The organism is Sphingobacterium cellulitidis (assembly GCF_043187465.1).
Taxonomy (GTDB): domain Bacteria; phylum Bacteroidota; class Bacteroidia; order Sphingobacteriales; family Sphingobacteriaceae; genus Sphingobacterium; species Sphingobacterium cellulitidis.
Window position 1 is genome coordinate 3831804 of record NZ_CP171136.1, and the last position, 24537, is coordinate 3856340.

Consider the following 24537-nt stretch of genomic DNA (forward strand, 5'->3'; position numbering starts at 1 on the left):
TTTGTGAATTTTTAATAAATAGTTGACACAAATAGATTATTATTCAATAAAAAGGCGGGAGAAATCTCAAAAATAAAATTGTGGAAAACTTTTAAAAACTGACAATCAGCGGATTGCATTCGAAAAATTTGAGGTTATAAACAGTTTTTAGTCTTGCATATTATTATTACATTAACTTTGCATCAAACTAAAATAACATGGCATTAGTAAATATTCCAAGATTAGACTTGACGCACTATACTGAGGGTAGTGCTGAGCTACGAGGGCAATTCGTGGCGGATATAGGTAAGGCATTTAATGAGACTGGATTCGTTACGATTTCGAATCACGGGCTTTCACATGAGCTTATAGATGAGTTATATAAAGTTGTGAAGGAGTTTTTTGATCTTCCTGCAGAGACCAAGGATAAGTATGAATTTCCTGAATTAGCAGGACAAAGAGGCTATACTTCCAAGGGTAAGGAAAAGGCAAAGGATTCAAAAACCCCGGATTTAAAGGAATTTTGGCAAAGAGGCCAGACGATTGTCGGCGAAGAATATTCGAAAGCTGATTTTCCTGACAACCCTCAAGTGAGTGAATTGCCAAGATTTAATGCGGTTACTGCTGAGATCTATAAAAAATTGGAGGATGCAGGACGTAATTTATTGAAGGCAATTGCCACTTATCTAGAGTTACCAGAGGATTATTTTGAGCAATTTGTGATCAATGGAAATTCGATTTTACGTGCTATCCATTATTTCCCGATTGAAAATCCGGATTCCATTCCAGCGGATGCGGTACGAGCGGGAGCACATGAAGACATCAATTTAATTACTTTATTGATAGGCGCAAGTGCTGATGGCCTAGAGGTATTGACAAAAGATGGCGAATGGTTTGCAATCAAAGCCAAAGGTGAAGATATTGTTGTGAATGTAGGTGATATGTTGCAAAGATTGACCAACAATAAATTAAAGTCTACCACGCATAGAGTTGTCAATCCACCAAGGGAGTTAATGAAAACTTCAAGATATTCAGTTCCGTTTTTTCTACATCCGAAATCAAGCATGAGCTTGGCTTCCCTAGATTCATGTATTGATGCAGAACATCCAAAGGCGTATGAAGATTATACTGCCGGAGAATATTTGGATGAACGATTGAGAGAAATCGGTCTTAAGATGTAAAAAGAGAAATGAGTATTGAGATATGAGTATTGAGATAGAAACCGCTCAACCCTATTTAAGGGAAGACAATTCTATTAATTCAATTCTCATATCTCATATCTCACTATTAATCTCTTCTAAAACAGCCTTATTCCTACCCCAACATTCATAAAGATGTTGTGCATATCGAAACTGATGCTTTCAAAACCAGTTTTCATAATGCTATTGAATCCATAATCAAATTGTGCGGTAGCATAGTATCTTTTTGCAAAGTCATATTTCCCCGCCACACTCATTCCTACATCAACTTTTCTGATCTGGCTTTTAAAATCATAGGCTGCATCAACGATTCCAACCTTTTCACCTGTAGGTTCTTCGTCACGGATATATCCATCGGTTGCCATTCCGTAAAACTTACGTTGAAGCGCCATAGAGACATAAGGACCAGCATTGAGGCTCCACGAAGGGCTTAATTGATAAGTTGCCAAGACAGGAATAGTCAAGTACAAGTTTTCTACATTGGTTGTAATATCACCATAATAATATCCTCTAACATTTTGGGAAGGATCTTCGTCCGCATTAAAAGTCGTTTTATAAGCTTTTACATTGGCTTCAGTTTTCATTCCTTTACCTTCAAGGATCAATCCTGAGCGGACTCCCCATTTATTATCAATTCCATAGGAAACCTTTGCGCCTACAAAAAAAGGAAGTGCGGGTTTAAAGCTTTTTATTTCTCTAATTTCCACAGGTAGGCCAAGAGGAGATGCTCCACCGATTTTTGTTCCTAATTCAGCATCTATTCTAAATTTACCTTGTTCCAGTGCTTGAGCATTTAGATTTAAGGTAAAAAACAAAGCCATTGCACTAAGAACAGCATATTTTATCGTGTTAATATTTAATCTCATTATCTTACGTTGATTTTCACTTCGTCCACAATTAATTTACTTCCAACAGCACCTTGGAAAATTGCACCGTTCTTACTTGAAGAAAGCACCAAGGCAATGCTATAGCGATAAGCATCGGCATCGATCTGATTGTATTCTTTCTTATAGACAAAAGGGAGGTCAAATTTCACTAATCCTTCGCCTTTGGTAGCACCCGTATCCTTTAACTGAGCTAAGGCGATAATATATGGGCTGGTCAGAACATCCTTATCGTTCAACCAAGTTCTTCCTGGATCCACCTCATCATTGGCAGTACCTTTCATTAAAGCCACGCGGTCGAACAGGACAGCATAGATATCACATTCATCTGTAACCTTCACCTCTTTACCATTCATATCGATTACCTTAGCCCCAGGTTCATACATGTAATAGCCAGTCATGGACATTGGGATTTTATTGAAAGGAAGTCCGAATCTAGTTTGAATATCGATGATACTCTTGGTGTACATAGAGCCGATGAATAAGTTCCCTGCAGCGATAGGTTTTTTCACCAAGGAACCTAGGAATCCGGTAGATTTGGTTTCAAGATAAGCGGCATATTTTCCAGATTTCACATAAGCAGGATCATCAGTAGCTTGAGTAGGATAAGATTTTTCAGTTGGGTTGGATCCGGCGGTCAATGCGAAACCCGAGTTTCCGGAAGCCCAAAGTTCTTGATGCACCCCTTCCACATCTTCATAATAATAGATCCATTTCTTTTTTTCATCCTGATTAAACAATTCGAAGTCGAATGTTTCAGGAACTGAAGATTCCAGTAGGGTAACGGAATACTGTTTTTTGAATTGTCCGTCTTCGGAAGTGATTTCGTAGAATACAGGAGCAGAAAAATCCTGTACAGAACCAGCTGCGGGAACAGAAGAAGCTCCTGGGGTAAGGTCAAAATCTAGGGCAAACTCCTTAAGGTTGACCATTCCAGGTTTGACATAGATAACAACATTTCTGTTGTTGATGATAGGTTTGACATTAATCAAACTATCGGCGATTGAAACCTGCGTAATATCAGCTTCCATGTTTTTCGCTTCGTCTTTAATACAACTTGAAATAAAGAACACAAGTCCCAGAAAGGACCATAATAGTTTCGTGTGTGACATTTAAAATATCTTAATAAAAATGTTAATCAGGAGGGTAGAACTCCAAAGAATTGGCAAAGATAGAATTATTAGAAGCAAAACGACTAATTCTGCCAGCTAATATTGCTTTTGATTCAGCTTTTTTACAATCAAACCAGTATTCATCATTTCCTTCCTAGGGTTCATCACAAAAATTTATTCAGCAATAAATTCTTGAATAATATTGCCTTAAGAACAAACAGTAAGGTTATGATTTTTTATTTTTTCATTCGTTTATTGAGTTGTCAGTTAGAGGACAATTTGGTTCACAAAGAACAAAGTCAGATTAGCAGTTCCTGGGAATCCTATTATTCATTTCAGGAGCAGTATCCAGGAAGTTTTATTCAGTTGAACTCCCAGATCGGATCTGCTGCAAAGGTCGCGAAGGATAATTCTGGTAACTCTATCCAAATAGAAAATCATTTTATATCAATTTAAACCTAAACTCTTAGCCTTTTTCATAATTTTATAGAAGACACATGAAATCAGAAACTAAAGAAATTAACCCACCCAGCAGCTTTCGTAGGTTCTTTGCAGAATTTGCTTTAATCCTTGGGCTTTCCTTTATATGCTTTATAATAGGCATTAATATTCATAGACATTTTGGTATCCTTATATTATATGTTCCTTATACATATTTATTGTTTGCGGTAAATCAATACTTCTTCCTAGAATTATTGATTAAAAGGACCATATCCATGATAGAGTATATTTTGGTTGCATTTTTAAGTGCGGTTTTACTCTTTATTCCGTTTTTTTTCATGATTCAAGCTATTCATGGAAGGTATAGTAATAAAATAATATGGTTGGGCATTATCTGCGCCATCATCGTTGTACCTATCACATATTTATATTTCTTCCGCTTCAAAGCCAATAAAAGAACCATTGATTTTCTTAAGAAAGATTTAGGGAAGACTGCAGCTGAATACAAGTTGATGCAATCGCAAGTAAATCCACATTTTTTGTTTAATGTAATGAATAGCATCTATGGTTTAGCACTTCAAGAAAATGCGAACCGTACAGCGGATTCTGTTCAGCGATTGAGTCAGATGATGCGTTTTTTAATCTTTGAAAACCAACAAGATCAGATTCCGCTATCTCGGGATCTGAGTTATTTGAAAGAATATATCACAATTCAGAGTTTGAGAACAGAGAATGTTGAGAACGTCAAGATCGAGCAAGATATCGTTGATAGCATTGATAATTTATTTATAGCCCCCATGTTATTGATTCCATTTGTTGAAAATGCCTTCAAACATGGTATCAGTATGAATAAACCGTCATGGATCAAGGTCAATGCGGATGTTGTGGATGGTCAATTAAAATTTTCTGTTTACAATAGTATCCATAAGAGCACCGGGACAGATCTTGAAAGGACAAAATCGGGAATAGGATTAGAAAATGTGAAATCAAGGCTTGATTTGAGTTATCCAGATCGATATATGTTGGTTATGGAACAGAATCAACAGGAGTATTTTGTTTTTTTAACGATTGAATTGGATAGCAGTCCTAATTCAGAGTTTGACACAAACGAGCAAAACCATGATTAAAGCCATTGCCATTGATGATGAACCAATTGCATTGGATATCATCAAAAGATTTGCTGAAAGGATCCCTTATTTAAATTTAGAGAAGCAATTCCTCAACGGCCTTGAGGCGAAGGAATATTTGAAGGACAATGAAGTTCAGTTATTATTTCTGGATGTTCGGATGCCTGATATCAATGGCATTGACTTGTTCAAAGATTTGGAAGAAAAGCCTCTGGTGATATTTTCAACGGCATATTCGGAATATGCATTATCAGGCTTTGAGTTGGATGCACTAGATTATCTTTTGAAACCCTATACGTTTGAGCGATTTGAGAAGGCCGTTTTAAAGGCAAAGGAGTTATTGGAATTAAAGGGGATCTTAGACAATAACCCTACCCTATTTGTCAAGGATGGCTATCAAATGATCAAAGTGGATTTAAAGGAAGTTCTAGCGTTACAGGCTTTGGGAAATTACATTCGGTTTATTTTTCAGGGAAGGGAAGTTTTAGCGAGGATGACGATCAAGGAATTCTTATCAGAATGGGCGGATCATACCTTTCTTCAGGTTCATCGATCCTATATAATCAATATCAATCGGATCAATAAGATTGATCGGCATACGATCTGGGTGGAGGATATGGAAATCCCTATTGGCGGTAGTTATTTGGAGGAGGTGAAGGAAAGATTCAGGGTTTAATCATTAGTTCTGGATTTTTTCACGTTCTTTTTTTGGCAGAGATTGTACCACTAAATCAAAGCTATGATCAATCAATTCCTTTAGTTTTTGGTCAGGGAGCTGGCGATTAGCATGTACGGTATTCCAATGTTTTTTATTCATGTGATAGCCTGGAAGGACGGTATGTTCATACTTTTCTCTGAGTTCTACGGCATATTCAGGGTCACATTTCACGTTAAAAGTAAGTTGATCTACTTGGTCCAATCCCACGAGCAAAAACACTTTCCCAAGGACTTTAAACACTAATGTATCGGGTCCAAAGGGAGTTTCTTCGGTACTTAATTGTTTGGAGATGCAATAATCACGGAGTTCTTCAATATTCATTTGGAGTGATTTTTAGTATGAAATTAAGCAAATTAACCATTTTAGGGATGAAATAGTTTTAGGGATAGGATATTAAGCATAAAAAAAGCTGCAAATGCAGCTTTTTATTATTCAGATAAAAGTTTTATCAATTCTTTTTGGATTTCATGGCCTTTATCTTCGTTATACCATCTTTGGATAAGTTCTTTAATTTCTTCCATTGATGCGCCATCAGCTTTTTGTTGTTCAAAGATTTCCTGTAGGGCAGCGGGTCTTGGTCCCCACACCACTTTATCGTGACCTACATCATTTCTGATGATCAATTTAGGGATTGATTTCCCTCCATTGGTTAGGTAGTCATCGATTAGGAAAGGTTCGGTATCACGCAATTGAATATCTAAATCGATGAAGGAATTATCTTTCACAATTTGATAGATTTGCGCTACGGAGTGCGCTGCATCACCACACCAAGGTTCAGTAATCAGGATCCAATGTTGAGGATCTTTGATGTTTTCGATGCATACTTTCATTTCTTGAGAAGGTTCAAATTTTTTCAACCATCTGTTCATTCTGGACCAATTGAGTTTAGTATAACTTAAGTAGTCAGTGTTTGTTGAGTATGCTTCGTGTTTCTCAGTATTGTTTAAGATATCCTCGAAGTAACTCAGGTATTCGTCAAAAGTCATGTTGGATTTTTTTTCAAAAATACATATTATTCCAATATTTGAGAAAAAATGACAGATTGTCACGTTCAAATGACAATTCCTTGCAAGTATTTCCGACTTTGGAATGACAAAGGCAGGAAAAACCGTTTGGCATAAGCGTTGTTAATAGAATAAGAAATCATTTAAACATTAATAGAATAACACAACAAGATATGTCAAAAATTATAGGAATCGACTTAGGAACTACCAACTCATGTGTAGCCGTTATGGAAGGTAATGAGCCGGTAGTTATTGCAAATAACGAAGGTAAGCGTACTACACCTTCAGTTGTTGCATTTGTAGCAGGCGGGGAACGCAAGGTTGGAGATCCAGCAAAACGTCAAGCCATCACTAATCCTCAAAACACGATCTATTCGATCAAGCGTTTTATGGGGGTAACGTACAATGAGGCGAAAGGCGAGATTGATAAAGTTCCTTATAAAGTAGTAAAAGGCGACAATGACACTCCTAGAGTAGAAATTGGCGACCGTAAATATACACCACAAGAAATTTCGGCGATGATTCTTCAAAAGATGAAGAAAACGGCTGAGGATTACTTAGGTCAAGAGGTGTCAAGAGCAGTAATTACTGTACCGGCTTACTTTAATGATGCGCAACGTCAAGCTACGAAAGAAGCTGGAGAAATCGCAGGATTAAAAGTAGAACGTATCATCAACGAGCCAACTGCAGCAGCATTAGCATATGGTTTAGAGAAAGCAGACAAAGACATGAAAATCGTTGTTTTTGACTGTGGTGGTGGTACTCATGACGTTTCAGTTTTAGAATTAGGAGATGGCGTATTTGAAGTAAAATCTACTGACGGTGATACACACTTAGGTGGTGATGACTTTGACAACGCGATTATCAACTGGTTAGCAGATGAGTTTGCTGATGAAAACGGAGGATTGGATTTAAGAAAAGATCCAATGGCCTTACAACGTTTGAAAGATGCTGCTGAGAAAGCGAAAATTGAATTATCGAGCACTACATCAACAGAGATCAACTTACCATATATTACTGCAGACGGATCAGGTCCAAAACACTTAGTACGTTCATTATCACGTGCAAAATTTGAGAGCTTAGTAGGTCCACTTATTGAGCGTACCATTGAGCCATGCCGTACAGCATTGAAAAATGCAGGATTTAGCACTTCAGATATTGATGAAGTAATCTTAGTAGGTGGTTCAACCCGTATTCCAGCGATCCAAGACGCTGTTAAGAAATTCTTTGGAAAAGAGCCTTCAAAAGGAGTTAACCCAGATGAGGTAGTAGCATTAGGTGCTGCAATCCAAGGTGGTGTATTAACAGGAGAAGTTAAAGACGTATTATTATTAGACGTTACTCCACTTTCATTAGGTATCGAAACTATGGGAGGTGTGATGACCAAATTAATTGAGGCCAATACAACTATTCCAACCCGTAAATCGGAGGTTTTCTCTACTGCATCGGATAATCAGCCATCTGTTGAGATCCATGTATTACAAGGAGAGCGCCCAATGGCTGCACAGAACCGTACATTAGGACGTTTCCAATTGACAGACATTCCACCGGCACCACGTGGTATTCCTCAAATTGAGGTAGTATTTGATATCGATGCCAATGGTATCATCAAGGTATCTGCGATCGATAAGGCTACAGGAAAAGAGCAAAACATTCGTATCGAAGCTTCTTCAGGTTTATCTGACGAAGAAGTTAAGAAAATGAAACAAGAGGCAGAAGCAAATGCTGAAGCTGATAAAAAAGTAAAAGAGGAAGTAGATAAATTAAACTCTGCAGATGCCTTAATCTTCTCAACTGAAAAACAATTGAAAGAATATGGCGATAAAATTTCAGCTGATAAAAAAGCTCCAATCGAATCAGGATTAGAGAAATTGAAAAAAGCACATGCTGATAAGAACTTTGCAGAAATTGAAACAGCATCTACTGAATTAAACAATGCTTGGACTGCTGCTTCAGAAGAGATGTACGCAGCGTCACAACAAGGTGCAGGTCAACAACAAGCACAAGGTGATGCAGGTCAAGCAAACAACAACGGCGGAAACCAAGGTGGTGGAGCTGATGATGTTCAAGACGTAGATTTCGAAGAGGTAAAATAAAAACATAAGTTTACCCCCTTATATCAAAAAAAGAGCTGCTTTTAATTAAGCAGCTCTTTTTATTTACGTCCAATCCGAAGGGATCAATCTTTTAATCCTCAGCTTCGAGTTCAAATAAATCTTCAATGGATTTTTCTAGGACTTTGGCTATTTTCAAGGCAAGAACTGTGGAGGGAACATATTTGCTTGCTTCCAGAGCATTAATAGTTTGCCTGCTGACGTTGACCAAGCTAGCAAGTTGTTCTTGAGAAAGACCCTTTACTACTCGATGAACCTTAATGTTATTTTTCATGCTAACCTTCCCTCCTATTCAACTTCAAGAAATTAAAGTAAAAAATTATTAAATAAATCGCTAATAATAGATGAGCGAAAAGACAAGAGAAAGCTAAGAATGTCATCCCATAAACGAACAATGTAAAGAATAGACTGATGATTAACATGATAATTATGGCCCACATCCAGCTGTATAATCGCAAAGAACTTATCATTTCGTCTTCAATTTTTGTTTTAGAAAAAGCTATAAAGGAAAGACCAATTAAAAAGGTTATTAATAGAACTGTGAGCAAGATATCAGTTTCCATCCACTTCAAAACTCCTTTTTCTTCAAATGGAACATCCTTGATTAAAACAAAGGTCTTAATAAAAATCCCATCCAAATGAACAATGCTTTGATAGAAGTAAGCAATCAGACTCAGAACACACAAAATGGTTCCAACCCAAATAAAATGACGAGGTAATAATGGAATAGTTTTCATTTTGATTTACAAATTAGCTAATCAAATGTAAAACATAATTTACAAAATGACAAGTATTTTTTACATAATGTAAAAAATACTTGTCATTTCTATTCTTTATAATGTCTTAAAACCCCTTTATCGAAGACGGTCCAAACTCCGGAAGGCATATTAGCATTTTTTAAGGCAGCATTCGTCCAGGTATTACAAGAGTAAAAGAGACTGTATGCACCTTTAGCTTCATAAAAAGCATCATCCATCCCATATTGGGCATTCGTTTGAACTAAAATTGGATTTCCTTCCTCATCTTTATCTAAGGCATTGAGGATATAATTTTTTAAACTCAGGTATTGAGAGGAGTCGATTTGAACTTTATAACAAAGTTCATTTTCCATCATATTTTTATAATAAGTCACATGCAAGGCAGTTTCGCCAATACCTAGGCCTGCCACCAAAGCTGTTTTTAAGGTTAAGTCCTTCCATTCTGGGGTATTAAGATAAAAACCTTTATCTCCCCAACCAATTGAAACATAATTTTGATCAGGGTTTTTACCCTTGGTGTTATCAATTGGGAAGATTTGGGTCCAATCTTGGAGGTCATTTTTAATCGGCAATACAATATCGGTATGTACATCATTGGAAAGAATGTAGGCTGTGATATTTTTTGGGCCTTTTACATTTTCTGGCGAATCTGCATTTATTCTGGACAAAATATAGTCTGAACCGAAATAAAGCCCTGCAAATACAATTAGTCCGATAAATATATAGAGAAGGCCTATCATAATTTTTTTCATCATAGATCGACAAATAAAAGTATCAATATACAGAAAAAACAAATGGCAGGTCAAGACCTGCCATTATTATCATTTTTAAAATATTTCTTAGAATAACTTTTGTGGGTATTCTCCAGATTCAACCAATTTAGAAATACTTTCCTGTACGATTGGTTTATCTTCCATATAAGTTACACCGAACCATTTCGAAGAAGTAGGAATTACTTTAAAATCAGCTAAACCATTCTTCACCATATAATCTGGAACAGAAGGGATAAAGAATTCAGATTTAGGGTTATCAGCATTTTCCTCCACAAATTTAGGGAACATTTCCAATGCTACGTCAAAGATTTTCGGCGTGAAACCCCAGAAGTTCATGGAAACACGAGCATCTGCAGGCAATTCATTCTTCACCCCATTTTCTTCGAATACGATTTTATTATCTGCGGTTTCTTTATCGTAATAGATATTTGTTCTTTCAGTTACGGAAGCCATATGCCCTTCTTCAGTTACTTCACACACGCCACGAGAAACATAGCCATAATCAGACATTGTATTTCCAAGAGCAAAACCCATCAAAGACATATGTTTTTCGTCAGCTTCATTTGTTAAGAAGTCGGCCATTTTTTTGAAGGCATCATAACCGTAGAAATCATCGGCGTTGATGACACAAAAAGGACCATCCACTTCATCTTTTGCACTCATCACAGCATGTGCTGTACCCCAAGGTTTAGTACGTTCAATATCTCTATCTACTCCAAATTTTCTTAGGTTAAAATCTTGAAAAGCATAAGCAACATCAATTTTTCCAGCAAGTTTAGCATCGAATTTCTCGCGCATCACTTGTTCAAATTCTTCACGGATAATGAAAACTACTTTTCCAAAACCAGCACGGATAGCATCAAAAATGGAATAATCAATAATTGTTTCGCCGTGTGGACCAAAACCATCCACTTGTTTTAATGCACCGTAACGGCTAGCCATACCAGCTGCTAGAACCACCAAAGTTGGTTTTCCCATAATGTAAATTTTTGTTTAGTACTCGATTTTTCGTTTGCAAATATAGTATTTTAAAATTATCTCTTTTTGAAGATGGAGTTAAGAATCCCATTAGCGATCTTACCCAGCAGCTTCGCTCCTTCTCTTGCCAGCGTTCTGCTTGCCTGCGTTTGCGCGGCTTCCATTGGAGTTTGTCTGCGGGAGCTTGTCGTTTTTGATCTGGAAGCTGCTTTTTCGGCTTCTTTTTTAGCCTCTTCCGCTTCCTGCTTAGCTTCAAAAGTGCGCTGACGCTCTTCCAAGATCTCAGAAGCGGTTTGTCTTTCAACACGTTCTTGATACTTCGCTCGGAAATCAGAATTCTGTACAAGTTCCTGATATAAATCTGCGGAACAAGGCCCCATAACCGCTCTAGCAGGAACTAAATGTGTGGCAACTACTTCCGTAGGAATACCTTTATCATTTAAGACTGTTACTAATGCTTGTCCAGTACCCAAGGAGGTCAACACCTTATCAATTTCGTAGAATTCCGAAGTCGGATAAGTTTTCACTGTTTTCCTTAGGTTATCTGCATCATTAGGTGTAAAAGCTCTCAGGGCATGTTGCACCCTATTTCCCAATTGCCCCAATACAGATTCAGGAATATCGGTCGCCGCCTGCGTACAGAAGAACACCCCTACGCCCTTAGAACGAATCAGACGAACAATCTGTTCTATCTGCGTAAGAAAGGCTTTAGATGCACCATTAAACAATAAGTGTGCCTCATCAAAGAAAAACACCAATTTAGGTTTATCTAAATCGCCTACCTCCGGTAATTTTTTGAAAAGTTGCGCAAGAAGGCTTAATAAGAAGGTAGAAAATAGAAGCGGTTGATCCTGAATATCAGAAATATTCAAAAGCGTGATTACTCCTTTTCCATCGACTTTAGAAAACAAGTCTTGGATATCAAATTCTTTTTCACCGAATATATGTGCTAAACCTTGTTGTTCGATAGCAACGATTTTACGGAGGATGGTATTGGCACTTGCGGTAGAAATTTTACCATAATCGCTTTTTATTTCTTCAGCTCCGGGACCATCCGACAAATAGCTTAATAGTTTTTTAAGGTCGGGGAAATCCACGATTGGGAGTTGGCTATCATCGGCATATTTAAAGATTGCGCTTAATACGCCAGCCTGGGTATCATTTAGATCAAGGATCCGCGCCAGGAGAACGGGTCCAAAATCTTCAACAGTCACCCGCATTGGGGCGCCGAGATTTCCAGAGAGGGAGAACAGCTCGATTGGGAAGCTAGCGGGTTCAAAAGGGATTCCAACGGCATTTCCACGTTCTATCAGGGCATCGTTTGTTTTCCCAGGTTCTGCGAGTCCGGAGAGGTCACCTTTGACATCGAGCATAAAAACAGGGACTCCTGCATCGGAGAGCTGTTCAGCAGTTAGCTGGAGCGTTCTTGTTTTACCGGTTCCGGTTGCACCGGCGATCAATCCGTGGCGGTTCATCATTTTAAGAGCCAAATTCACTTTGGCATCAGTTACAATTTCTCCGTCAAGAATTCCAGAACCCAATTGTATAAATGGCCCCTTCGGGTTATAAGAAGAGGTTATTTTTGCGATAAATTGTTCCTTCATAGTTATAGCATTAAAGCGCTAATTGAATTTATGAATAAAGATATAATTATTCAATTTAAGATTTTCAATAATTTGATGTTAACACAATATTAAGAATTCAGATTAAAGAGGCGAGTTTTGTAATTTTTTCATAATAAAATTTCAAAAAAGCATTTTTTTTGAAATTAAATTTTATTTTTGTTCAGTTTATGATTAATAGGACCCACATGTTTACAAAGGCATATAGGATTTTAGCGGCAAAGCTTTGCTTCTTTATCTTCTTCACGAAGATGCTAATTTCCATTACCCCTATGTTTGTGGATGTACTTGACCAAGGTACAGTCCTTCAAGTAGTCATGCAATTAGAAATCGAGAATACTGCGAAAGGTGCGAACAGCAATAATGAGGATTTGCACGAGACGGGGATAAAGATCTTTAGACCTGGAGATCTCGATTTCAAGCTTTACAACCCCACTGTAGAAAATAGTGCAGGCATCAAACACTACCTGAAAAACGAAAAGAGTATTTGTGCCTTTCATGCTTCCGTTCCGACTCCACCTCCAAACTGTTAATTCAACATTCCGAGAAATTGTTCTGTTCTGACGGCAAATAATGCAGTCTTAATAGGCGAATTGAGCTTTATTATCATTAGTTGAATTAAAAATTTAAAACGTAAGTTTATGTTTGGTACACGAACGTCCGCTTTTTTGAAACTTTCAAAAAGGGACTTAAAATATGATTTCCCTGCTAGTATTGTAGTTTTTTTAGTTGCATTACCATTATGTTTGGGAATTGCCATGGCGTCAGGCGCGCCATTATTTGCCGGTATATTAACCGGAATTATTGGGGGTATTGTGGTTGCATCCATCTCAGGATCACCCTTATCTGTCAGCGGTCCAGCAGCTGGACTAACTGTAATCGTATTAGGAGCTATTGAGAAATTAGGTGCATACGAGACCTTTATTTTAGCTGTACTTATCGCGGGAGCTATCCAATTAATCTTAGGAATTATCAAGGCTGGTATGATTGGAAATTATTTTCCATCGGCTGTAATCTTAGGGATGTTAGCTGCTATCGGTATTACAATTATTTTGAAACAAATTCCTTTAGCCTTCGGATTATCAGAAACAAATGCGTTTGATTTTGAAAACGGAGGTATTACTGCATTTACAAACACCATAATAACAAGTGTCAATTGGGGTGCTACGATAATCTGTTTCCTTTCCTTGGCGGTATTAATTTTTTGGCCCAACATCAAGAAACTTAATAAAATACCGGCTCCCTTAGTAGTTGTGTTATTGGGAGTAGGATTGGGATTTTTATTCCAAGGCACCTCATTTGCGCTTAACCCGGATCATTTTGTAAGCATTCCGGTGGTATCATCCATTGCGGAGTTCAAAGGCTTATTTATTTTCCCTGACTTCACTCAGATCCTGAATAAGGAAGTTTGGATCGTAGCAATCACCATTGCAATTATTGCAAGTTTGGAGACCTTATTAAGCATTGAAGCTGTTGATAAGTTAGATCCATTAAAGCGTAATTCACCAACAAACCGAGAATTAGTGGCTCAGGGTATTGGTAATATTACGAGTGGTTTCTTAGGTGGTTTACCAATGACCTCCGTAATTGTACGTTCATCTGCAAATGCAAATGCAGGTGGAAAGACAAGACAATCGGCTATTTTACACGGTTTATGGTTATTGGTAGCTTTATTAGCAATTCCAAGTATCATCAATTTAATTCCTTTGGCAGGTTTAGCAGCAATTCTATTGCACACAGGTTATAAATTGGCAAAACCAGCTTTATTCAAACAAATGCTAAGAAAAGGTTTAGATCAATTTATTCCATTCGTAGTTACGGTTGTAGCGATTGTATTCACTGATTTGTTAACAGGTGTGGGAATAGGAATCTTGGTTGCAACATTCTACATCCTACGTGCAAACATGCACAATGCATACCATTTGAAGATCAATTCAAATGATCATTCCGAGAATGAAACTGCGGTGATCACATTGGCAGAGGAGGTAACATTTTTAAATAAGGCACCTATTCAGCAAAAGCTTTACAACTTACCGAAAAGTGTAAAATCCATTATTATCAATGGGCAAAAGAGTAAGTTTATTGATAAGGATGTAATTGATGTGATCAAGGATTTCGAGCAAAATGCAATCAGTAAAGGCTTGGAAATTGAGCTAAATGATGTTACATACAAAAGAAATGGTTTTGTAAAAAAACAAAAACTTAAAAAAGTAGTTTAAATAAATTAAAAAATAATACAGAAACTTGTATGGTCTTTCAGAAGACCATACATAAAATCACATATAATGGGACAAAAAGAATTAGAAACAGGATTTAATCAGATTTTAGAAGGTAACAAGGATTGGATGAACTTTGTTGAGAAAGATACTACCGGTAGATTTCAACAATTATCAAAGGGTCAAAGTCCGGAAATCTTATGGATAGGGTGTGCTGATAGTCGTGTTCCTGCAAATGAATTGACTGGAAAAAAACCTGGGGAGGTTTTTGTACACCGTAACATTGCGAACATGTGTGTTCACTCGGATATGAGCATGCTTGCAGTATTGGACTATGCAGTCAATGTATTAAAAGTTAAACATATTATTGTTGCAGGCCACTATGGTTGCGGAGGTGTTGCGGCATCATTGAGTTCACAACAATATGGAATCATCGACAACTGGTTGTGCCATATCAAAGACGTTTATCGTTTGCATGCTGAAGAAATCGATCAAATCCAAGATGTAGAAGAGAAAGCTAATAAGCTGGTTGAACTGAATGTTAAAGAACAAGTATTCAATTTGACATCCACTTCGATTGTTCAGAATGCTTGGAAAAACGGGGCTGACTTAGCAATCCATGGAATGGTAATCAATATTGGTACAGGTCAATTGATCGATCTGGATACTACCTTCACGAACAACGAAGGAATGGCTAAAGTCTTTGCTTATAAATAATAGTTCCCTAAGGACAATTACCATAAATACAAAAAAGCCCATCAACAAATTGTTGGTGGGCCTTTTTATGATATGACATTATGCTTATTTCACAAAGCTTCCATCCAGGTTTATTGCTTTTGAAAAGGCTGTTGAAAACAAATCCGTAACCACGGCAAACTGTTCTCTGGTCACTTTATTTTCAGGTTTGTATTCACCCTCAAATTTCAATTTATTGGACCATTCTTTTGCAATATACTTTTCAACCTCATCACCTTTAAAGGAAATAAATTTTATTAAGCTAACCAAGTCTTTCCAAGTAAGCTCCTCATCCCTGTAATTATCCAAAAACCAAAGTTGACTCCGTGTATAGATTTCATTTAAAACATCTTTAATTTCCGCAAATCTAACTGGAGAATCTTTATCGAATATATACCTATTCCCATCAGATTTGCCCAAGAAAAACCCTGTTAAATAACATTTTTGAATAGCTTTATAATGAGGATTCGCTTTAAAAGGTTTTGTATTCGCAATTGCATTTGAAGTTGTCATTACTGAATCCGCAGTTTTCTCAGGAATTAGCATTCCGTCTTCAGTTTCTACCTCCTCATTTATATTCAGAAGGATATCCTGATAAGGAATTATATCGCTAAATAAACTAAGTAGTTCAGATTGCAATTTTCGAACATCAATTTTCTTAGAATCTGTTTTAAAAAATGCTAAGTAACCAACTGTTGCAGCTAAAGCCTTACATAATTCAAAAGATTGATTAAGGGTATCTTTCTCATTAAATACAACAGAACGAGCTGACCCTAAATCAAAGAAATTATCCTTTTCAAACTGTAGAATATCTTTTAAAAAGACTACAGACATTTGACCATCCATTTCCATGCTGGCTAAAGTTGTTCGACTTTCAGCCAATTTCATGTCTTTCGCGGCGGTGTATTCTATTATTTCAGGGGAATCAAACTTAATATTGCTCAATTTAGTTAATGCAGCATCAGAACTCGCGTCTAAAACTGAGATCACAGAGAATTTCTGCTTATTGCTTAAAACCACTTCCCAATTCCTCTTACCCTTCGTAATCTTGTTGACCTGTGTATTTTCAAATAGCGTTAATAAATTACTTTTCAATTGCATATGATTTTGAATCACTCTTGCACCTGCTTCCAAAGAACCAAGTTCATCAATTGGTTTATTTTCATTTAATGGATTGTTGTCAATTTTTGAATTTTGTTGCAGTTCCTTTTCTAAATCACTCATTTCATCTTTCCCACTTAAAACTACAAGCACGGGGATATTAGAGAGGATTGCTTGATCTGCAATCTTCCGGGCCACATAATTATCCCCATAAATCAACATCCTTGGTTTTTCCTTTTTCTGTCCGAAAACTATTAGAGGGAATAGCAGACAGAGGAGGGTTATAACTCTCAAATCCATTGTTTCATAATTTTAATTCGAAAATAAGTAAAATCAATTAAGTATTCGTTATGCTATTATCCATAATATCGATGAAATAGCTAACTTTGCTACATGGTAGAAGAAGAAAAATCATTGAATTTTATTGAAGAGATTATCGAAGAGGATCTTCGTAATGGGAAAAATGATGGGCGTGTGTTAACCCGTTTCCCACCTGAGCCCAACGGCTATCTTCATATTGGACATGCTAAGTCAATCTGTCTAAATTTTTCTTTAGCACAGAAATACAATGGCAAGACAAACCTACGTTTTGACGACACCAATCCTGTAACTGAGGATGTGGAATACGTAGATAGCATCAAGAAAGATATTCAATGGTTAGGATTCCAGTGGGCTGATGAATTATATACTTCAGACTATTTTGACACTTTATACGCTTATGCTGTAGAATTGATCAAAAAGGAATTGGCCTATGTAGATGACAGCACTTCTGAAGAGATTGCAGCATCTAAAGGTACACCTACCGTTCCTGGAACTCCAACCGTTTATCGCAGTCGTTCCATCGAAGAAAACTTAAGGTTATTCGAAGAAATGCGCGATGGTAAATATAAGGATGGAGAAAAGGTATTACGTGCTAAGATAGATTTGGCTAGTCCAAATATGCATATGCGTGACCCGATTATCTATCGTATCAAACATGCGCATCACCACCGCACTGGCGATAAATGGTGCATCTATCCAATGTATGACTTTGCTCATGGTCAATCTGATTCTATTGAGAAAATCACGCATTCAGTATGTACATTAGAATTTATTCCACACCGTCCATTATATGATTGGTTGATTGACCGATTGGAAATTTTCCCTTCAAAGCAGTATGAATTTGCTCGTTTGAATCTGAACTATACAGTGATGAGCAAGCGTAAATTATTGCAATTAGTAAACGAGAAGTTTGTTGAAGGTTGGGATGATCCTAGAATGCCTACAATTTCAGGTCTTCGCAGACGTGGTTATACTCCAGAGAGTATTCGCAATTTCTGTGAGCGCATCGGTATTCAAAAGCGTGAAAATATGATCGATGTCAGTTTATTGGAATTCTGTATTCGCGAGGATTTAAACAAAACTGCTTGGCGTAGAATGGCAGTTTTGGATCCAATCAAATTGATCATCACAAATTATCCTGAAGGCAAGGTTGAGGAATTAGTTGGCGAGAATAATCCAGAGGTTGAAGGAGGTGAAGGCAATAGAGTAATTCCATTCTCCAATGAATTATGGATTGAGCGTGATGACTTTATGGAAGATGCTCCTAAAAAATTCTTCAGATTAGGACCTGGACTTTCAGTTCGCTTAAAACATGGTTATATCGTGACTTGTACTGATTTCAAAAAGGATGAAAATGGAAATATCACTGAAGTACATTGTGAATATGTCCCGAATTCTAAATCAGGTGAGGATACCTCAGGAATGAAGGTAAAAGGAACCATCCATTGGGTTTCTGTAACTCATGCCAAAGAAGTTGAAGTACGTCTTTACGATCGTTTATTCCAAGATGAAAATCCAGCTGCTGCTGAGGACTTCAAAGCTTCCATTAATCCAAACAGCTTACAGATTATTGAGAAAGCCTATGTTGAACCAGATTTAGCAAATGCAGAACTTGGAAAAGGTTATCAATTTATCCGATTAGGATACTTTAATTTGGATAGCAGAAATACGACAGCAGATAAGTTAGTATTCAACAGAACAGTAACTTTAAAAGATTCTTGGGCTAAAGAATCTAAAAAATAATAAAGCATTCGCTTACAAAAAAGGTCGGAAGAATTCTCTTCCGACCTTTTTATGTTTTTGGATTAACTCTTCATCCAAATGCTCTTATACTTTTTATCCATTCTAGTGGCTTCAGTAAGGAGTTTCTCATCTCCCAATTCTTTTAGGATTGGCACATATTGATCCAAAGCATACAACCCGAGTTGAATCGCTATTTGATCATATCCGGAAGATACTTTTTCATATATTGCCAATTGATAATCCAAATTCTCCTGGATCGCCTTCAATTGCTTACCTGCCAATAATTTTGCTCTATCCACTTCTTTTACTTTGACCAGTGTATCCAGAAGGACAGAGTTGTAGTAGGCTTGGCGCATGCTTTTAGTTTCTTTAGGCTGGAAATCATAGGCTTGCAATGCCAATTCCTTAGCCTCTTTCATCTTGCCTTGATTTAGTAAGGCCTGCATTCCGTCCGTATACACATTTGGAAAAATCCAATTTTCATAATACTGGTTGGAGTCTACATCAAAATGTTCTAAGCTATTTATATTCGACCATTGGAACTTATTGATTGCATTATCATAAATCTTATCGGCATTGATTAACCCTGAGCCATTTGATGATTGTCCCATGTCGACCGGCATTAATTTGCTGACCAAACCTTCTGATGCCAGGTATTTTTCCATTCCCATTGAAATTACAGGCGCACTAATAGAAACAAAATATACGGGTCTCTTCCATTCATTATTTACCAGAATGGACATTAAACTTAGATCCGCTCTCGTGACCATATTATCCTTCAATTCCCATTGCATATATTCAGGGATATATTCTTGCCATTCTGCAGGTATATTAGCATTTTCAAGAGCCTTCTCTTTATTGATCTTGAGTTGCAACTTTTTATTAGGCATTACATTAATAAACTCCCCTGAATTGGTTTGCAATTTATTTTTATTATCATCCGAAAGCATAACAGCCAATAATTCTTCAACATCCGAATAGCCTTCAATGCCCAAATCCACCACTTGAATCACATCCCGAACTCCTTTCTTCACCTTATCAAAATCAAATGCAATCGGCAAGGCCTTTGATTGATTGACATCCTCCAAAGCTTGTTTGACATACCAATCAGAGGCTAAATAGCCATAATTGAGAACTCTAACATCAGTCCGAACTCCTTCTACCTCTTGTAAATACCATAAAGGAAAAGTATCATTATCGGCATAGGTAAAAAGGATTGCATTTGGTTCACAAGAGTTCAAGGTATTCAGAGCGACTTCCCTTGACATTCTTCGACCCGAACGGTCATGATCATTCCAATTTTCCTTGATCAATAATACTGGACCAGCAAGCATAGAAAATGCTACCGATGAATAGGTTATTACCTTGATTGAAGCCTTACTTCTCTTATTCAAGAAATCTATGATGCCTAAAACACCCAAGCCTATCCAAATAGCGAAAACATAAAATGAGCCGGCATAAGAATAATCTCGTTCTCTTGGTTGCAATGGCGTCTGGTTTAAATATAACACAATGGCCAACCCAGTAAAGAAGAACAGAAGCCCCACAATGGTTGCATCTTGCTGATTTCGTTTTGCTTGCCAGATCAGACCTGCAATCCCCAACAATAAGGGTAAAAAGAAATAGGTATTTCTACTTGGGTCTTTCCGCATGCTGTCGGAAATGGAATTTACACCAGGAAGTCGCAATTCATCCAGAAAATTAATTCCCGAGATCCAATTTCCGGCTGTCAATTCACCCTGACTAGGTACATCATTCTGTCTTCCTACAAAATTCCACATGAAGTATCGCGAGTACATATGTCCCACCTGATAATTGAAAAAGAACTTCATATTATCCAGGAATGTCGGATCTTCCCCATCCGCTAAATGCAGATACTGTTTATAGAAAGCAGCATGCTTAGAACTATATAATCTTGGAAATAGAACTTCCTTATCATATTCATACCCTTTAAAATTCTCAAACTTACTATATTTTGTTTCATCTTTCCTGTACCCAACTGAGGCTTTCACATCAGTTATTTGAGAATTAAAGGTCGGACCTTTAAAAAGAGGTTCTGATTGATATTGCTCCCGACTCAGATAGCCTAAAAAAGAAAAAACATTATCAGGATCATTATTATTCAATGTAATATTCGTTTGTGAACGAATCAATAACATGCTAAAGGAGGTAAATCCAAAAAACACAAGAAATGTCCCAAGAATTATTAGGTTCAAAATCGGTTTATTTCTTTTAATGGAGTATACAATCCCAAAAACAGCGCCTGTAACCAACAATACCACAAAGAATATAATTCCGGAACCAAATGGCAATCCTAGTGAATTGACAAAGAAAAGGTCAAATTGAGAGGCAATTTTAACGGAATATTGGATAACTCCCCAGAGGATAAATGCTAGAATTAACACTCCCCAACCTAATGTTTTGGCAGCACCACCCCAGGTAACCTGCTTAGATTTTCGGAAGTAAACCAACAATGCCAATGCAGGAATAGTCAATAAATTCAGGAGATGAACCCCAATTGAAAGTCCCATTACATAGGCGATCAATAACAACCATTTATTTGAATCCGGTTCATCCGCTCTTCTCTCCCACTTCAAGGCTAACCAAAATACGATCGCTGTACATAAAGAAGACATGGCATACACTTCGGATTCAACGGCTGAATACCAAAATGAATCGGTAAAACTGTAGGCCAATGAGCCCACGATTCCTGCTGCAAAGATCTGAATAAATTGAAGTTTATTTCCTTCATTCTTCCCAATTAGTAATTTTCTGGCCAAAGCAGTAATGGTCCAAAATAGAAAGACAATAGTCAGTGCAGAACAAATTGATGCTCCAATATTCATCCAATAAGCAACCATTTCCTTATTTCCAAAAGCCAAATTCGAAAAGATGTTTTGAATCAAAAGAAATAAAGGTGCCCCAGGCTGATGGACAATTTCAAGCTTATCTGATGCTGCGATAAATTCACCCGTATCCCACCAGCTAGTCGTTTGGTCTACCGTCATAAAATAAACGAGAAAAGCAATGAATCCACAAAGCCAGCCTAGAAGATTGTTGATTTTATTATAATTCATAGAAATAGGTATAAATAGTTACATAAAATTAAGAAAGTATAGACAGCAAAAATTACCCTTAACATATTTTAACACAGGAAAATAAAAAAGACGAATGCAAAGCATTCGTCTTTTATTTTCTAAGTTTTATAGGCTATTAAACTAGTTTTTCAACGATATTTTTTGTAGGTCCAGGATTACTCATGGTATAAAAATGCAATACCGGCACACCAAAATCAATCAATTCTTTACATTGCTGAACCAACCACTCTTCCCCAACTTGACGAACATCAGCATTGGTTTTACAAGCCTCAACCGCATCACTTAAATCCTCTGGGATATCCAAATGGAAAATACGTGGCAATGTAATTAACTGCTTTTTGCTGGTCAGTGGTTTCAGTCCCGGAATAATCGGAACATGAATATCATTTTCACGGCATTTGTTCACAAACTCCTTATATTTCTCAACATTAAAAAACATCTGGGTTACAATGAACTCTGCACCCATTTCCACCTTCTTTTTCAACCATTTAAAGTCGGTATTAAAGTTTGGTGATTCAAAATGCTTTTCAGGATAGCCAGCAACACCAATACAGAAATCCGTTTTTTCCGAAGAACCAATATCCTCATGCAGGTAACTCCCCTGATTCATATCCACAACTTGTTGCAATAAGTCCGTAGCATATGCATGACCACCAACTGTAGGAATAAAATCTGCATCCCCTTTTCTAGCATCCCCTCTAAGCACCAAAACATTATCAATGCCCAAGAAATTCAGGTCGATTAAAGCATTTTCTGTTTCTTCTTTCGTAAAGCCACCACAGATTAAATGTGGAACAGCATCCACTTTATACTTACTCATGATTGCGGCACAAATAGCAACGGTTCCAGGTCTTTTACGGTAAGCAACCCTTTCTAATAGACCACTGGCATGTTGTTTATACAAGTAATCTTCACGATGGTAAGTCACATCAATAAAGGGCGGTTTGAATTCCATTAGTTCATCCATGGTTTTGAAGATACTTTGAATTCCCTGTCCCTTTGCAGGTGGTAACAGCTCAAAAGAATATAAGGTTCTGCCTTTAGCGTTTTTGATATGATCTACGATTTTCATAAAAATATATTAAGGCTTAGAGAGAACACAGTGAATACTGATTCTTTGGCTTATCTTTCCCATTTGGGGTAGAATGTAGCACCTTGACTGGTGTCAGGTTGCTAAGGCTTCAGCGGGTCTAGTCCCTCTGCCTTTCTCTATAAGCGAGGGCTAATATCGTGAATAGCAAGTTAATCTCAAAATCTTTACCAAAAAACTTTCTTAAACAGCCGGATGATAAATAGAAAAAGGACGCTTTTCAGCATCCTTTTTCAATAATATTTTAGTAATAATAATCCTTATTGTTCCAAGTACATATCAATCAACCCTTCTGGCAAATTCAAGACTATGATCTTTTCTTCAGGATCTATTCCAACGATAAAATCCTCATTTAAAGGAAACATCGCATCTTGTCCATCAATATTCACTGTTGCAATAAATTGCTGCGGCATCTCTTGAACATGGGTAATTTCCCCCAACTCACCTTCATCCTCTTCGATTGCCAGATAACCCACTAAATCATGATAAGTAAAATCATCCGGATCACGAACTGGCATTTTATCATTAGGAAGGTAGATTTGCTTTCTTAACAAAGGTTGAGCTTTGTCAATATGGTCAATATCCTCAAAGTTGACATAGGCAGTACTGTTATTCTGCATTTTAATTTTCTCCACAAAGAAAGGAACCAATTTCTTGTCCATTTCCAAGAAAACTACATCCAGATCAAGGTCCATATAGTTATCAAATTCAAAAAACAATTGCAGCTCGCCCTTCAATCCCCGGGTTTTACTGACATAACCGATATAAAAACATTGATCCTTTGTCATACTATAAAATTAATCGTCAAAAATACGGAAAACTTTTCCTTTCAGCGGTTTGGGAATAGATATTATTTGCTCCTCAGGCACAAAAAAGCCGGAACATAGAATGGTCCGGCCAATTTGAATACTTTATGAAGAGATTATCCTTCAGTTTCTTCAGTGTTTTCAGTAGCTTCAGTAGCTTCTTCTGCCTCTTCTGTAGCTGTTTCTTCAGCAACAGGAGCATTTTTAGCAGCGATAGCAGCAGCTCTGTCTTCTTTTTTCTTAGCTTCAGCAGCTAAAGCAGCTTTCTTAGTTTCTTCTTTAGATTTTGCTAAGCCTGATTTTTTACCTTCGATTTGAGCATCTTTACCTTCAGCCCAAGTAGCGAAAAGCTCTTCAGCTTTAGCCTCATCGAAAGCACCTTTTTTCACACCACCTTGTAAGTGTTTTTTGTATAAAACACCTTTGTAAGAAAGGATAGCACGAACAGTGTCAGTAGGTTGAGCACCTTTGTTTATCCAGTCTAATGATTTTTCAAAATCCAAAACGATAGTTGCTGGATTAGTGTTTGGGTTGTAAGAACCTAAACGCTCGATGAATTTACCATCACGTGGAGCACGTGCATCTGCTACTACTACGTGGAAAAAAGGTTTTCCTTTTTTACCATGTCTTTGCAATCTGATTTTAGTTGCCATGTTTTTTCTTTATTTATGTATTCAACATATCCCCCGTTGCTTCATGCAGGAGGGGACGCAAAGAT

23 protein-coding genes and 1 riboswitch are annotated in these 24537 nt (G+C 37.2%); of the genes, 9 read left to right on the plus strand and 14 right to left on the minus strand.

All coding sequences use genetic code 11. The annotated features are described in order from the left end of the window. Positions 1 to 197: 197 nt before the first annotated feature. Entirely contained in the window at positions 198 to 1160 is a 963-nt protein-coding gene (locus ACF3OC_RS16795; RefSeq protein ID WP_094280555.1) for an isopenicillin N synthase family oxygenase, read from the plus strand. A 116-nt stretch (positions 1161 to 1276) separates the two neighbouring features. Here ACF3OC_RS16795 and ACF3OC_RS16800 read toward each other — a convergent pair whose 3' ends face one another. Both ACF3OC_RS16800 and ACF3OC_RS16805 read right to left on the minus strand, forming a co-directional pair. Next, on the minus strand, positions 1277 to 2044 hold the full coding sequence (locus tag ACF3OC_RS16800) for a porin family protein (protein ID WP_392470054.1): 768 nt from the start codon (positions 2042 to 2044) through the stop codon (positions 1277 to 1279). Further along, positions 2044 to 3174: a PCMD domain-containing protein gene (locus tag ACF3OC_RS16805; RefSeq protein ID WP_392470056.1), complete on the minus strand. Its 1131-nt coding sequence runs from the start codon at positions 3172 to 3174 to the stop codon at positions 2044 to 2046. The genes ACF3OC_RS16800 and ACF3OC_RS16805 overlap by 1 nt, the downstream gene beginning before the upstream one ends. A gap of 228 nt (positions 3175 to 3402) precedes the next feature. Here ACF3OC_RS16805 and ACF3OC_RS16810 point away from each other — a divergent pair, with 228 nt between their 5' ends. From ACF3OC_RS16810 to ACF3OC_RS16820, 3 genes are all read left to right on the plus strand, one after another. Beyond that, on the plus strand, positions 3403 to 3630 hold the full coding sequence (locus tag ACF3OC_RS16810) for a hypothetical protein (protein ID WP_392470057.1): 228 nt from the start codon (positions 3403 to 3405) through the stop codon (positions 3628 to 3630). 260 nt (positions 3631 to 3890) lie between these two features. Beyond that, positions 3891 to 4742, plus strand: a complete 852-nt coding sequence (locus ACF3OC_RS16815) for a sensor histidine kinase (RefSeq protein ID WP_392470059.1) — start codon at positions 3891 to 3893, stop codon at positions 4740 to 4742. Then, on the plus strand, positions 4735 to 5418 hold the full coding sequence (locus ACF3OC_RS16820; protein WP_094258528.1) for a LytTR family DNA-binding domain-containing protein: 684 nt from the start codon (positions 4735 to 4737) through the stop codon (positions 5416 to 5418). Before ACF3OC_RS16815 ends, ACF3OC_RS16820 begins: the two co-directional genes overlap by 8 nt. Before the next feature lie 3 nt (positions 5419 to 5421). On the opposite strand, the gene ACF3OC_RS16825 is transcribed toward ACF3OC_RS16820, so the two are convergent. Next, positions 5422 to 5781: an MmcQ/YjbR family DNA-binding protein gene (locus ACF3OC_RS16825; protein WP_094258527.1), complete on the minus strand. Its 360-nt coding sequence runs from the start codon at positions 5779 to 5781 to the stop codon at positions 5422 to 5424. Between the two features lie 107 nt (positions 5782 to 5888). Continuing rightward, a complete protein-coding gene (locus tag ACF3OC_RS16830) occupies positions 5889 to 6446 on the minus strand; it encodes a thioredoxin family protein (protein WP_094258526.1) in 558 nt (185 codons plus the stop codon). Positions 6447 to 6637: 191 nt separating this feature from the next. Between ACF3OC_RS16830 and dnaK the strand changes: the two genes are divergently transcribed. After that, positions 6638 to 8560, plus strand: a complete 1923-nt coding sequence (gene dnaK, locus ACF3OC_RS16835) for a molecular chaperone DnaK (RefSeq protein ID WP_094258525.1) — start codon at positions 6638 to 6640, stop codon at positions 8558 to 8560. A 91-nt stretch (positions 8561 to 8651) separates the two neighbouring features. On the opposite strand, the gene ACF3OC_RS16840 is transcribed toward dnaK, so the two are convergent. The 5 genes from ACF3OC_RS16840 to ACF3OC_RS16860 all read right to left on the minus strand — a co-directional run bounded on the left by ACF3OC_RS16840 (position 8652) and on the right by ACF3OC_RS16860 (position 12691). Further along, positions 8652 to 8852 carry a helix-turn-helix transcriptional regulator gene (locus ACF3OC_RS16840; RefSeq protein WP_392470062.1) on the minus strand — a complete coding sequence of 67 codons (201 nt, stop codon included), beginning with the start codon at positions 8850 to 8852 and terminating at the stop codon, positions 8652 to 8654. Between the two features lies 1 nt (position 8853). After that, positions 8854 to 9315 carry a hypothetical protein gene (locus tag ACF3OC_RS16845; protein ID WP_392470064.1) on the minus strand — a complete coding sequence of 154 codons (462 nt, stop codon included), beginning with the start codon at positions 9313 to 9315 and terminating at the stop codon, positions 8854 to 8856. 89 nt (positions 9316 to 9404) lie between these two features. Further along, positions 9405 to 10091, minus strand: a complete 687-nt coding sequence (locus ACF3OC_RS16850) for a TIGR02117 family protein (RefSeq protein ID WP_392470066.1) — start codon at positions 10089 to 10091, stop codon at positions 9405 to 9407. An 84-nt stretch (positions 10092 to 10175) separates the two neighbouring features. After that, complete coding sequence (locus ACF3OC_RS16855; RefSeq protein ID WP_094258521.1) at positions 10176 to 11087, minus strand: sugar phosphate nucleotidyltransferase; 912 nt, start codon at positions 11085 to 11087, stop codon at positions 10176 to 10178. 56 nt (positions 11088 to 11143) lie between these two features. Next, positions 11144 to 12691 carry a helicase HerA-like domain-containing protein gene (locus tag ACF3OC_RS16860; RefSeq protein ID WP_392470068.1) on the minus strand — a complete coding sequence of 516 codons (1548 nt, stop codon included), beginning with the start codon at positions 12689 to 12691 and terminating at the stop codon, positions 11144 to 11146. Between the two features lie 206 nt (positions 12692 to 12897). On the opposite strand from ACF3OC_RS16860, the gene ACF3OC_RS16865 reads away from it, so the two are divergent. The 3 genes from ACF3OC_RS16865 to ACF3OC_RS16875 all read left to right on the plus strand — a co-directional run bounded on the left by ACF3OC_RS16865 (position 12898) and on the right by ACF3OC_RS16875 (position 15642). Further along, positions 12898 to 13242, plus strand: a complete 345-nt coding sequence (locus tag ACF3OC_RS16865; protein WP_229678353.1) for a hypothetical protein — start codon at positions 12898 to 12900, stop codon at positions 13240 to 13242. Positions 13243 to 13350: 108 nt separating this feature from the next. After that, positions 13351 to 14928, plus strand: coding sequence for a SulP family inorganic anion transporter (locus tag ACF3OC_RS16870; protein WP_392470070.1), 1578 nt, complete (start codon positions 13351 to 13353; stop codon positions 14926 to 14928). Between the two features lie 66 nt (positions 14929 to 14994). Beyond that, the gene (locus tag ACF3OC_RS16875; protein WP_094258518.1) at positions 14995 to 15642 is read left to right on the plus strand and encodes a carbonic anhydrase; all 648 of its coding nucleotides are present in this window, start codon (positions 14995 to 14997) and stop codon (positions 15640 to 15642) included. Positions 15643 to 15726: 84 nt separating this feature from the next. On the opposite strand, the gene ACF3OC_RS16880 is transcribed toward ACF3OC_RS16875, so the two are convergent. Next, positions 15727 to 17061 carry a hypothetical protein gene (locus ACF3OC_RS16880; RefSeq protein WP_392470073.1) on the minus strand — a complete coding sequence of 445 codons (1335 nt, stop codon included), beginning with the start codon at positions 17059 to 17061 and terminating at the stop codon, positions 15727 to 15729. A 93-nt stretch (positions 17062 to 17154) separates the two neighbouring features. On the opposite strand from ACF3OC_RS16880, the gene ACF3OC_RS16885 reads away from it, so the two are divergent. After that, the gene (locus tag ACF3OC_RS16885) at positions 17155 to 18825 is read left to right on the plus strand and encodes a glutamine--tRNA ligase/YqeY domain fusion protein (protein ID WP_392470075.1); all 1671 of its coding nucleotides are present in this window, start codon (positions 17155 to 17157) and stop codon (positions 18823 to 18825) included. A 62-nt stretch (positions 18826 to 18887) separates the two neighbouring features. On the opposite strand, the gene ACF3OC_RS16890 is transcribed toward ACF3OC_RS16885, so the two are convergent. The 4 genes from ACF3OC_RS16890 to ACF3OC_RS16905 form a co-directional block, all read right to left on the minus strand. Further along, entirely contained in the window at positions 18888 to 21902 is a 3015-nt protein-coding gene (locus ACF3OC_RS16890; RefSeq protein WP_392470077.1) for a DUF2723 domain-containing protein, read from the minus strand. A gap of 136 nt (positions 21903 to 22038) precedes the next feature. Next, positions 22039 to 22995, minus strand: coding sequence for a methylenetetrahydrofolate reductase [NAD(P)H] (metF, locus tag ACF3OC_RS16895; protein WP_094258514.1), 957 nt, complete (start codon positions 22993 to 22995; stop codon positions 22039 to 22041). Between the two features lie 47 nt (positions 22996 to 23042). Next, a riboswitch (SAM riboswitch) is annotated at positions 23043 to 23141 on the minus strand. Positions 23142 to 23273: 132 nt separating this feature from the next. Then, a complete protein-coding gene (rimM, locus tag ACF3OC_RS16900; protein ID WP_094280569.1) occupies positions 23274 to 23801 on the minus strand; it encodes a ribosome maturation factor RimM in 528 nt (175 codons plus the stop codon). Between the two features lie 134 nt (positions 23802 to 23935). Further along, complete coding sequence (locus tag ACF3OC_RS16905) at positions 23936 to 24472, minus strand: 30S ribosomal protein S16 (RefSeq protein ID WP_094258512.1); 537 nt, start codon at positions 24470 to 24472, stop codon at positions 23936 to 23938. Positions 24473 to 24537 lie beyond the last annotated feature (65 nt).

Excerpts from the sequence above, each read along its gene's own strand:
- ACF3OC_RS16795 (WP_094280555.1), top strand. The coding sequence starts at position 198 with ATGGCATTAGTAAATATTCCAAGATTAGACTTGACGCACTATACTGAG.
- ACF3OC_RS16800 (WP_392470054.1), bottom strand. The coding sequence starts at position 2,044 with ATGAGATTAAATATTAACACGATAAAATATGCTGTTCTTAGTGCAATG.
- ACF3OC_RS16805 (WP_392470056.1), bottom strand. The coding sequence starts at position 3,174 with ATGTCACACACGAAACTATTATGGTCCTTTCTGGGACTTGTGTTCTTT.
- ACF3OC_RS16810 (WP_392470057.1), top strand. The coding sequence starts at position 3,403 with ATGATTTTTTATTTTTTCATTCGTTTATTGAGTTGTCAGTTAGAGGAC.
- ACF3OC_RS16815 (WP_392470059.1), top strand. The coding sequence starts at position 3,891 with ATGATAGAGTATATTTTGGTTGCATTTTTAAGTGCGGTTTTACTCTTT.
- ACF3OC_RS16820 (WP_094258528.1), top strand. The coding sequence starts at position 4,735 with ATGATTAAAGCCATTGCCATTGATGATGAACCAATTGCATTGGATATC.
- ACF3OC_RS16825 (WP_094258527.1), bottom strand. The coding sequence starts at position 5,781 with ATGAATATTGAAGAACTCCGTGATTATTGCATCTCCAAACAATTAAGT.
- ACF3OC_RS16830 (WP_094258526.1), bottom strand. The coding sequence starts at position 6,446 with ATGACTTTTGACGAATACCTGAGTTACTTCGAGGATATCTTAAACAAT.
- dnaK (WP_094258525.1), top strand. The coding sequence starts at position 6,638 with ATGTCAAAAATTATAGGAATCGACTTAGGAACTACCAACTCATGTGTA.
- ACF3OC_RS16840 (WP_392470062.1), bottom strand. The coding sequence starts at position 8,852 with ATGAAAAATAACATTAAGGTTCATCGAGTAGTAAAGGGTCTTTCTCAA.
- ACF3OC_RS16845 (WP_392470064.1), bottom strand. The coding sequence starts at position 9,315 with ATGAAAACTATTCCATTATTACCTCGTCATTTTATTTGGGTTGGAACC.
- ACF3OC_RS16850 (WP_392470066.1), bottom strand. The coding sequence starts at position 10,091 with ATGATGAAAAAAATTATGATAGGCCTTCTCTATATATTTATCGGACTA.
- ACF3OC_RS16855 (WP_094258521.1), bottom strand. The coding sequence starts at position 11,087 with ATGGGAAAACCAACTTTGGTGGTTCTAGCAGCTGGTATGGCTAGCCGT.
- ACF3OC_RS16860 (WP_392470068.1), bottom strand. The coding sequence starts at position 12,691 with ATGAAGGAACAATTTATCGCAAAAATAACCTCTTCTTATAACCCGAAG.
- ACF3OC_RS16865 (WP_229678353.1), top strand. The coding sequence starts at position 12,898 with ATGTTTACAAAGGCATATAGGATTTTAGCGGCAAAGCTTTGCTTCTTT.
- ACF3OC_RS16870 (WP_392470070.1), top strand. The coding sequence starts at position 13,351 with ATGTTTGGTACACGAACGTCCGCTTTTTTGAAACTTTCAAAAAGGGAC.
- ACF3OC_RS16875 (WP_094258518.1), top strand. The coding sequence starts at position 14,995 with ATGGGACAAAAAGAATTAGAAACAGGATTTAATCAGATTTTAGAAGGT.
- ACF3OC_RS16880 (WP_392470073.1), bottom strand. The coding sequence starts at position 17,061 with ATGGATTTGAGAGTTATAACCCTCCTCTGTCTGCTATTCCCTCTAATA.
- ACF3OC_RS16885 (WP_392470075.1), top strand. The coding sequence starts at position 17,155 with ATGGTAGAAGAAGAAAAATCATTGAATTTTATTGAAGAGATTATCGAA.
- ACF3OC_RS16890 (WP_392470077.1), bottom strand. The coding sequence starts at position 21,902 with ATGAATTATAATAAAATCAACAATCTTCTAGGCTGGCTTTGTGGATTC.
- metF (WP_094258514.1), bottom strand. The coding sequence starts at position 22,995 with ATGAAAATCGTAGATCATATCAAAAACGCTAAAGGCAGAACCTTATAT.
- rimM (WP_094280569.1), bottom strand. The coding sequence starts at position 23,801 with ATGACAAAGGATCAATGTTTTTATATCGGTTATGTCAGTAAAACCCGG.
- ACF3OC_RS16905 (WP_094258512.1), bottom strand. The coding sequence starts at position 24,472 with ATGGCAACTAAAATCAGATTGCAAAGACATGGTAAAAAAGGAAAACCT.